The organism is Acinetobacter sp. Colony158 (assembly GCF_019264745.1).
GTDB classification, from domain to species: domain Bacteria; phylum Pseudomonadota; class Gammaproteobacteria; order Pseudomonadales; family Moraxellaceae; genus Acinetobacter; species Acinetobacter ursingii.
This window is the reverse complement of sequence record NZ_CP078523.1, coordinates 1,688,685-1,698,396: the sequence shown is the minus strand read 5'-3', so window position 1 is coordinate 1,698,396 and position 9,712 is coordinate 1,688,685. Positions and strand designations below refer to the sequence as shown.

Below are 9,712 nucleotides of genomic sequence, written 5' to 3'. Positions count from 1 at the left end.
CGCTCAGAGAGATTCGAACTCCCGACCCCTTAGTTCGTAGCCAAGTGCTCTATCCAGCTGAGCTATGAGCGCATTAAGTAAAGTGGCGGTGAGAGAGGGATTCGAACCCTCGGTACAGTTACCCGTACGCATCCTTAGCAGGGATGTGGTTTAAGCCACTCACCCATCTCACCGTAACGAGCCGCCATAATACAAACTTAGCCTGTGAACTGCAAGTCATCACATCTAATTTTTCTTAGTTTTTTATCCAATCAACTATTTTTTAAACAAAATTGCGCGCTAATGAATTAATGAGTGTTTACAGCTTGTTAATATAATGACTATCTTTGCGCTATACCTATGCAAAACTAAATCACATAGACTTGTCATGATGATCATGCAGAATGTTCCTGCATAAGCTATGCTAAACTTATCTTCAAATATGAAGCCAAAAGACATTATGAAAAACTGGGTTGACCCTGAAGCGAAAGCGGAATCTGAACGTTACGATAATCCGATCCCGAGTCGTACGCTTATCTTAAATACACTCGAACAAGTCGACACGCCCCTTTCGCATGCCGAATTGGTCGATCATTTTGAAATCAAAGATCAAAAAAGTATCGATGCTTTAAGTCATCGTTTGAGCGCGATGGTTCGCGACGGTCAAATTGCCAAAGATGGTTTTAAGTTTCAGCTCCTTGGCGATCAACCGACTTTTGATGCAACAGTTTATATTAATAATAAAGGGTTAGGTTCTGCACATATTGATGGGCAAAATGATCTGTTACTGCCTGAGCGCGAGTTACGTTTAGTATTTAATGGCGATCGGGTTAAAGTTCGTCAGACCTCTGTTGACCGTAAAGGCAAAGGCTGGGGTTTTATTACTGAAGTCACACAACATCGTGTCAAACAGCTCATTGGTAAAGTAGCAGAACATGAAGGTGAATTTCATATTCAACCTGCTGCACCCAATGCGCATCAGCCGATTCCTTTAGAAAAACAATTGATTGAACATGCCCATGCCAAAGTGGGCGATTATTTGCGGATTGAAATTGACGATTATCCAACCCGCGAAGAATTTGCCACGGGTCATGTGATTCAATCGATGGCAGATAAAGCCGACACTGAGATTATTATTCCTCAGACTATTTTAGAATATGGTCTACCTTATGAGTTTCCAAAAGAAGTCGTTGAGGAAGCAGAAAGTTTTAAAGAACCATCGAAAAAAGATATTGAAGGTCGTATCGACTTACGTGATTTGCCATTAGTGACCATTGACGGCGAAGATGCCCGCGATTTTGATGATGCGGTCTATGCTGAAAAACGCGCAGGGGGTGGTTATCGCGTGGTCGTAGCAATTGCGGATGTCAGTCATTATGTCCGTTTGGGCAAACCGCTTGATGATGAAGCGCAAGAACGTGGAACTTCGGTGTATTTCCCTCATTTTGTGTTGCCGATGTTGCCTGAAGCTTTATCCAATGGACTATGTTCGTTAAATCCGCATGTCGATCGTCTGTGTATGGTCTGTGATTTAAAACTCTCCCGCGCGGGTCGCGTGATGAGCTATGAGTTTTATCCATCAGTGATGCATTCTCAAGCACGTCTGACCTATACACAGGTCGGTCAATATTTTGAAGGTAAAACGGATGCAATTCCTGCCGATAAATCGATTCAAAAATCACTAAATACCTTGTTTCAACTTTATCAAACGCTGAAAGAGCTACGCGCCAAACGTCATGCGATGGAGTTTGAAACTGTTGAAACCTATATGACTTTTGACGAGTTGGGTGGAATTAAGGAAATTTTACCGCGTACTCGAAATGAAGCGCATAAATTGATTGAAGAATGTATGTTGCTTGCCAATGTCGCAGCAGCCGAATATGCCTTAGAACATGATATTCCGATGCTGTATCGCGTTCATGAGGCACCTGAATTTTCACGCATTCAGAAAGTCAAAGATTTTGTTAAGTTACTAGGTTTGCCGTTCCCTGATCAGCCAACACAGGCAGATTATCAACGTGTGATTGAAGCCACCAAAGATCGAATTGATGCACCAAGTATCCATGCAGTGTTATTACGCTCGATGATGCAAGCCTATTACGGCGCTAAAAATGCAGGTCACTATGGTTTGGCGTATGAAGCCTATACGCATTTTACTTCGCCAATTCGCCGTTATCCTGATTTACTGTTACATCGTTCAATCAAGGCGCATTTACAGCAAAAACCGTATCCTCTTTCTGGTGCAGCACTGGATGATGCAGGTGAACAGTTTTCCAAAACTGAACGTCGTGCCGATGAAGCGTCTCGTAGCGTAACATCTTGGCTGAAATGTCACTATATGCAACAGCATTTAGGTGAAGAGTTTATTGGCATTATTAGTGCGGTAACTGAGTTCGGTTTATTTGTCACCTTAAAAGATTTATATGTAGACGGTATGATTCATGTCAGTCATTTGGGTGACGATTTCTTCCTTTACGATCAAGCGAGCCAAAGTTTAGTCGGGCAAAATCGTGGTCAAATCTTTGGTCTAGGTGATGAAGTCAAAATCAAAGTCGCTGCGGTAAATCTGGAAGAACGCAAAATTGATTTTGAGCTAATTCAGCAAATTACACATGCAGGTCGAATCATTCGGAGTCGTGCGCCACGAACTAGCAAGGCTCAAACCACTGAACAAGTGTTTAATGCGCAAGGTGAGAGCGTTGACTCAAAACAACCGTCTGCTCGCAAGAAAGAGAAATCGAAAAGTAAACCAAGTTCGTATGGTAAGAAGTCAACTAAAAAAGCTGTTGCTCCCGTAGCAGTGAAGGCTGAAAAACCCAAGAAAAAAACCAAGCCCAAACGTAAAAAGTCCAATGCCAAAAGTAAATCGGACAGTTAGATAGAACGGCGAGTTAATAGAACCAAGGAAGGTCACTATGGGAAAAGTCATAAGCGGTATGTGTATATCTGTGGATGGTTTCGTTGCTGGTCTGCATATGACCGAAGATAAACCTTTTGGTGAATTACCCAATATTCACCAAAGTTTATGTAAATGGTTATTTGGTCAAGCAGATCAAAATAAAAATGAAATCGCCAGCCTCACGTCTGCGGGCGCGTTTATTATGGGTCGTAATATGTTTGGCCCAACTGGGCCAGAATATAGTACGTGGCAAGGCTGGTGGGGTGAAGAACCGCCCTATCATGCGCCTGTTTTTGTTCTGACGCATACAGCACGTGACAGCCTGAGTTTACAAGGTGGAACAACTTTTTATTTTGTCACTGATGGAATATTGAGCGCACTTGAACAAGCAAAAAAATTGGCGGGCGATAAAGATGTTGCAATTGCAGGCGGCGCGCATACCGTTAATCAATATCTTAGAGCAGGGCTGATTGATGAGTTGTGGTTACATATCGTTCCCGTCATTGTCGGTCAGGGTCAACGTTTGTTTGAAGAAATGCCAGAGATCAATTTAGAAATATTAGAACAAAGAGGAACAGATCTGGTCACCCATATCAAATATCGCATCCTCAAATAGCATTGGTTTTATGGGCGTTACTCAGAATGATTTTTGGTCAAAATTATTAAAGCCAAATCATCACTGTGAGAAATCCGCTTAATAAATCTTTAGCCCAACTTGATTTCCTTGCGTTAAACCCTTACATCTAGTCATAAGTTTAAAAAATTATGGCGAATACAATGACATTACAGCAAGCAACGCTTCCCGTTCCTCAATTTGATCACATCCAGCTAGACAGCCTAAAACAAGAGATCGAAAAAAATATTCATCAAGGTCAGCAGTTTTTAGACACTTTACAAAATGTTCCAACTGATTTTGCTGCGCAAGTACATGTGTTGGAACAAATGGATGAACTTGAAAATAATATGAGCGAATCATGGGGCGTTTTGTCACATATAAATGCCGTGATGAGCAATGCGCAAACCCGCGAAGTATTTCAATCATTATTGCCTGCTCTAAGTGAATATTATACGCAGCTTGGGCAACATACGACGCTCTATCAAACGTATCAGCAGATCCATGATAGCGCTGAATTTTCTAGTTTAAGTGCCGCACAACAAAGTGCTATCCGTTTAGCCTTACGTGATTTTAAACTTTCAGGTGTTGCGCTTGAAGGTGAAGCCAAAAAACGTTACGCAGAAATCTCAGCACGTTTATCGCAGCTTTCTTCTGATTTTTCCAATCATGTGCTCGATGCAACTCAGGCCTATTTTAAACCTTTAAATGAAGCTCAACTTAAAGGCTTATCACAAAGCAGTATCGAGCTGCTTAAACAATATGGTCAGCAGCGTGAACTGGATCAACCTGTGGCAACGCTTGATATGCCTGCTTACTTAGCCATTATGACCTATGCCGAAGACCGTGATTTACGCGAAGCGTTATATAAAGCTTATACCACCCGCGCTTCAGATCAATCCGATCATAAAGAGTTTGATAATACTGCGGTCATGGAAGAAATCCTAAAACTACGTCAGGAAATGGCTGTATTACTCGGTTTTCATAATTTTGCAGAATATTCACTGGCGAGCAAAATGGCGCCTGATGTACAAACGGTACATAAATTTTTGGTTGATCTGGCTGAACATGCAAGCGCGCCTGCTCAACAGGAAGTAGCGGAACTGAAAACCATTGCACAACAAGATGGTATTGAACAATTACAACCTTGGGACAGTGGTTATTATTCAGAAAAACTTAAACAGCAGCAATTTAATTTGTCACAGGAAACCCTGAAACCGTATTTCCCAGCACCTAAAATTATTCAAGGGTTATTTCAGATCGTAAATCGCTTATATGACGTTCAGATTGTTGAGCGTCAAGCACCCGTTTGGCATCCTGACGTCCATTATTATGAACTTGAAGACCAAGGCAAAGTCATTGCAGGATTCTATTTTGACCTCTATGCACGTAACGGTAAACGGGGTGGCGCGTGGATGAGTGGTTTCCGTTCGCGTATGCAAACGACACAGGGTTTACAAAAACCGATTTGCTATATGGTCTGTAACTTTACTCCACCTGTGGGCAATCAACCTGCTTTACTCACCCATGATGAGGTCAATACACTGTTTCATGAGTTTGGACATGGCTTACATCATATGTTGACTGAGGTCGATAATATTTCAGTCGCAGGCACACACGGCGTAGCATGGGATGCTGTAGAGCTTCCAAGCCAGTTTATGGAGTTTTGGACATGGGACAAAGAAAGTCTGGATGTCCTCAGTGAACATATTGAAACCAAGCAAGCCTTGCCTGAAGAATTACTCAGTGCATTGTTAAATGCTCGCTTTTTTCAGTCTGGAATGCAGACCCTTAGACAGATTGAATTTGCTTTATTCGATTTGACCATTCATTCCAAAAATCCTGCTTTGAACAGCACACAAATCCAGTCCGTTTTAGATGGAATTCGCAGTCAATTTTCGGTATTGCCAACTGCATCATATAACCGTTTTCAACACAGTTTTAGTCATATTTTTGCAGGCGGTTATGCGGCAGGATATTACTCTTATAAATGGGCTGAAGTGCTTGCCAGTGATGCCTTTGACCGATTTGAAGCAGAAGGTATTTTCAACACAAAGACAGGACACGAGTTCCGCGAAGCGATTCTTGCGGTGGGCGGCAAAGATACGGCTTTAGAAGCATTTGTTAACTTCCGAGGTCGTGAACCCAAAATTGATGCATTATTACGTCATCAGGGTTGGACGAGCGGCCCTAAAACGGCTTAAACTAAATATTAAAATGTTCGTAAGTGGTTGGGAAGTGACAAAATGAAACGTCGGTTTATTGCAGGTGCTAAATGTCCAAAATGCGGTGCCACAGATCGGATTGTCATGCTCACCACAAACGACGACGAATGGATTGAATGTATCGAGTGCGACTATAGTGAAAATCGTCCTACTCATGTTGAAGAACCCGATATTCCCGCAGTTGCAGATGAAGTCGGAGTGATACAGTTCAAACCACGTCGTTCAAAATAAAAGGTTTAAGCAATGACGTTAGAACAACGCCATAACTCTCGTTTGTTATGGATTATTATTGGGGGCATCAGCATCGTTGTGTTGTTATTTTTAGCTGCACAATGGTTTTTTGCTGAGAATCGAAATGAATCAGAAAAAACTCAAACACCAACCACCGAAACGCAAACAAAGTTATCCAATTCAACACAACCATCGACAAAAACTGCCGATGTATCTGCTGCAAGCGAGCCTGCACCAAGTACTTTAGTGGATGACTCTATCCTAAAAACACCCGTGCCAGAGCATCCTTCCCTTGCAAAAGAGGAAATCGCCAAACTTGATGATATTCAAGCACAACTTAAAGATCAGAAATCAACGCTCCAAGCCCAACATCAGGATGCCGATACGTTGATTAAACTGAAAGAGGAACAAATTAAGTTACTTGAAGCACAATTGGCCGAGCAAAAATAAAGTCCATACTTTAAAACTTGGGTTTGTGCATCACAGACCCAACTTTTGGTATCAATAAAGAATCTGTATTAAAGTGCCAAAGAATACGCGCTATAACTTATATAGAAAATGCTTAAATCAAATTATTCGACTTTAGCCTGTTTACTTATTTACGCCTTAAGGAAAGCAGCCTGTTGATTCGCGATCCAAAATATCTCTGGTAATAAATCACTGAATAAAGTCTAGTTTGATGATGCGATTGATTTCAATCGTAAAAAATAAAGCACCCAAAGGTGCTTTATTTTATCTTTGCAGATTAATGATACCAACCGAACATCTTAAAGATATAAGGTGCAAAGGTCACAATCATTAACGCTGGAAATAGCACCATAATCGGCAATAACCAACGCTCATAGCGATAATAGAAACTGGTATATTTTTCCTTGGCTTCACGATCTGCTGCTGCGACCTCTTCATCACCAACTGACAACCTCGTCAACAAATGATTCAGTGCAACTGGTGGTGTGACATAACCCAACTCAAAGGCAACCAGTACAATCATCCAGAAGTGAATCGGGTGAATACCATTTTCGTAGGCAACTGGAGCAATAGTTGCGGCCACCAAAATCACCGCACCAAATGGATCGGTACACATTCCAATCAAAGCCAATAGCATCGCAATAAAGAACAATGAAATATAAATGCTACCTAAATGAGTCGGTAAATATTCCACGATTTCGGTACGTTCAATCAGACCACCAACACTCGCAGAAAGCGCCATCAAGATAATCAATGCGCCGATATGCCCGACTGTCTCTGCTGTGGCAAAGTGCATAGAGCTGAAAAAACCACGACGATATTGGTCACTTTGCGCGCCATGCTCACGTAAGTAAGGAGAATCCTGCTCATGTTGCTTAACTAAAGATTCATGCGCCTCTACTTGAGGGATGTATTCTGGCTCTTTACGCAACTTGTCAAACAGGATAATCGCAATCAATACCAGTGGTAAAATCACAGGCGCAGTGAATTCGTTCATACTGGTGTCTAGACCATACTTATAGAACGCCAAAACTATCACTGTGATCACGATATAAGGAATTACAGGCATGAAAGCACGTAACATGCCTGGAATCGCAACTTTAGGTGAATTCACACGGAATTTGGTTTCAGCCAGCAGTAACGACACGCCTAAGAAAATAAATGCCGTCAACCAGAATACATAGAAGCCATGATCAAACAACTCGTCAGACGTGACATGACGGCTATCCAGCATTGCAATCAGAACCACCAGTAGACATGGGCGGATCACTACACCCAATGAACCCGACATGGCAGAGACAGCCAATGCATATTGACGACGTGCGCCTGAGTTCCAGACCTCTTTATAGATAATCGCACCTGCTGCGATCACGAAAATCCCTGAAGCGCCTGTATAAGCTGTCGGAATTGCTGCTGCCAAGAGAATGAGCCAAGTCAAAGTTTCAGGCGCAAGATTCCACGGACGTAAAATGTTCAGGAACAAGTCCATCACACGCGTCTGAGTTAACAACATACCCGCCCAGATAAATAACGCCAAATTCAAGAAGATCCCTGAGAATTCGACCAGAATACTCAAATAAATCCCTTGCCCCATTGGGTAATCCATAAAGAAGGTAAATGCAATACCTGTCAAAATGGACATAAAAGCATATAAAGGGATACTGAGTAAGGCTAAGCCAAAGTTTCCACCCGGCAATGCCGTTTTTGGAATTCTGAAGAGTTGGTACACACTAATTAAGGTCAAGATCCCAAATAAGCCCATCCATAACCATGCAATGACCAATGTTTCAGTGGTCAATGTCACACCTGAATTGATCAGGGAACGATATTGGCTCACAGTAGATGCGGTTAATAGTGCATTCCCCAGCACCATCGCCACTGAATAAACACGGAAATCAACACGCGTTTTTGGACTACGCAGACCAATATGATGAATTTTCAAGCTGGCTGTAATGGCAGCAAAAAATACCATAATCAGTAGGAAAATCGTACGATTCTCTGTACCAAATTTAAAAATACCAAAGAAAGTGGTTTCCATGGTGCGATAAGCACGAAGCGATGGATGCGATTCAATATGCTTCATCGCTTTATCGTAAAACTGATACTTTTCTTCACACAGTTGTTGTGCCGCCAATAATGAAGCACGGACGTCTGATTCAGATGCAGCACCAAAAAAGTCAGCAAACTCATCATGTTTATTGGCTTGCATCTGTTGCTGAACTTGCGCATCAATATTGGGATGGCGCTCACAGTCTGGTTTTTGTGGTTCAGCACGTAAAAAAGAATATTGCATCCCACTTGCAGGATCACCATATAAACGCTCACCCATACGCAACATCTGACCATGGATCATTTCACCTGTTCCAATAATCAGTGTTAGCAATAACATAATGAGGATGACGTATGTTGAAATCCATTCGTTCCAGATATAACTCAGGAGACCCAAGCCAGATCTATTTTCTTGATTTTCTTGCATGTCTTTTCCAATTTTTTTTGCAGCATCACCCAAACCAGCGATAGTTTTAAGTGATCTCTCCTTGGCAACGGGTTGTTCCATCCCCCATTGCAGTCCTTTTCCATTGTTTAAATTTGCAACATACCTTTCCATTAAAGAATGGCTTGATCGCAACTTTTAGCGGTTTATTTTGTCAACTTTCTCGTATTTCAGTTTTTGTTTGAGTAAATAGGCACTTCCTGCCAGTATTCCACCGAGAGCACCTAACCAATGTGCCTCAACCAATACAGGACTGCCAATGAGTTGTGCAGTACGGCTATTACCCCACGTATTTTCCCAGATAATTTTAATGACAATCAGCGCTAGAACTAAAAGAGCGAAATTACGTTCTTTAGGATATTTTAAATACACGATCGCAACAGCAACATACATACCATGCAACACACCAGATAAGCCTGCATAAGCTTCAATATGAGGCATAAACCAGTAAAATATGACACTAATAAATGGCGATAACACCATCAATAATAAGGTCATATGTCGTGTTCTGGCATGAGGAAAAATAAAAGGCAAACAGGCAAACGCCAACATATTCAGTAGAAAATGTATCCAACCGACATGCACCCAATGCGCCGTCCATAAACGCCAGAATTCTGTTAATAAAGCAGGTCGCCAGTAAATAAACCAATCTGAAAAAACCTGTAAACATGCTGAAATGGAAATACATACCGCGACAAAAATCACTTTTTTAATGAGATCTTCATCTTTCATGATTTGCCCTCCATTCACATGTGCAAAAAGGGATCAGGTGTTTTCCAACAGCCTCATCCCCTCCACTATCA

The 9,712-nt window shown here is 41.8% G+C and carries 7 protein-coding genes and 2 tRNA genes; 5 read left to right on the top strand and 4 right to left on the bottom strand.

Annotated elements, in window-relative coordinates; all coding sequences use genetic code 11:
* Together JR005_RS07080 and JR005_RS07075 are read right to left on the bottom strand one after the other, a co-directional pair.
* A tRNA-Arg gene (locus JR005_RS07080) sits at window positions 1–72 on the bottom strand.
* An 11-nt stretch (window positions 73–83) separates the two neighbouring features.
* Window positions 84–173, bottom strand: a tRNA-Ser gene (locus JR005_RS07075).
* Between the two features lie 263 nt (window positions 174–436).
* Here JR005_RS07075 and rnr point away from each other — a divergent pair.
* From rnr to JR005_RS07050, 5 genes are all read left to right on the top strand, one after another.
* Window positions 437–2,857, top strand: a complete 2,421-nt coding sequence (gene rnr / locus JR005_RS07070; RefSeq protein ID WP_218665811.1) for a ribonuclease R — start codon at window positions 437–439, stop codon at window positions 2,855–2,857.
* 37 nt (window positions 2,858–2,894) lie between these two features.
* Window positions 2,895–3,494 carry a dihydrofolate reductase family protein gene (locus tag JR005_RS07065; RefSeq protein WP_218665764.1) on the top strand — a complete coding sequence of 200 codons (600 nt, stop codon included), beginning with the start codon at window positions 2,895–2,897 and terminating at the stop codon, window positions 3,492–3,494.
* 161 nt (window positions 3,495–3,655) lie between these two features.
* Window positions 3,656–5,695, top strand: coding sequence for a M3 family metallopeptidase (locus JR005_RS07060; RefSeq protein WP_218665763.1), 2,040 nt, complete (start codon window positions 3,656–3,658; stop codon window positions 5,693–5,695).
* A gap of 42 nt (window positions 5,696–5,737) precedes the next feature.
* Window positions 5,738–5,947: a YheV family putative zinc ribbon protein gene (locus JR005_RS07055; protein WP_004985388.1), complete on the top strand. Its 210-nt coding sequence runs from the start codon at window positions 5,738–5,740 to the stop codon at window positions 5,945–5,947.
* Between the two features lie 12 nt (window positions 5,948–5,959).
* Window positions 5,960–6,397 carry a hypothetical protein gene (locus tag JR005_RS07050; RefSeq protein WP_218665762.1) on the top strand — a complete coding sequence of 146 codons (438 nt, stop codon included), beginning with the start codon at window positions 5,960–5,962 and terminating at the stop codon, window positions 6,395–6,397.
* 295 nt (window positions 6,398–6,692) lie between these two features.
* Here JR005_RS07050 and JR005_RS07045 read toward each other — a convergent pair whose 3' ends face one another.
* Together JR005_RS07045 and rrtA are read right to left on the bottom strand one after the other, a co-directional pair.
* The gene (locus tag JR005_RS07045; protein WP_010588897.1) at window positions 6,693–8,891 is read right to left on the bottom strand and encodes a TRAP transporter large permease subunit; all 2,199 of its coding nucleotides are present in this window, start codon (window positions 8,889–8,891) and stop codon (window positions 6,693–6,695) included.
* A gap of 156 nt (window positions 8,892–9,047) precedes the next feature.
* Window positions 9,048–9,641, bottom strand: a complete 594-nt coding sequence (gene rrtA / locus JR005_RS07040; RefSeq protein ID WP_049175916.1) for a rhombosortase — start codon at window positions 9,639–9,641, stop codon at window positions 9,048–9,050.
* Window positions 9,642–9,712 lie beyond the last annotated feature (71 nt).

Bases quoted from the DNA above. Each gene is read 5' to 3' on its own strand.
- JR005_RS07065 (WP_218665764.1), top strand. From the start codon at position 2,895: ATGGGAAAAGTCATAAGCGGTATGTGTATATCTGTGGATGGTTTCGTT.
- JR005_RS07045 (WP_010588897.1), bottom strand. From the start codon at position 8,891: ATGCAAGAAAATCAAGAAAATAGATCTGGCTTGGGTCTCCTGAGTTAT.
- JR005_RS07050 (WP_218665762.1), top strand. From the start codon at position 5,960: ATGACGTTAGAACAACGCCATAACTCTCGTTTGTTATGGATTATTATT.
- rrtA (WP_049175916.1), bottom strand. From the start codon at position 9,641: ATGAAAGATGAAGATCTCATTAAAAAAGTGATTTTTGTCGCGGTATGT.
- JR005_RS07055 (WP_004985388.1), top strand. From the start codon at position 5,738: ATGAAACGTCGGTTTATTGCAGGTGCTAAATGTCCAAAATGCGGTGCC.
- JR005_RS07060 (WP_218665763.1), top strand. From the start codon at position 3,656: ATGACATTACAGCAAGCAACGCTTCCCGTTCCTCAATTTGATCACATC.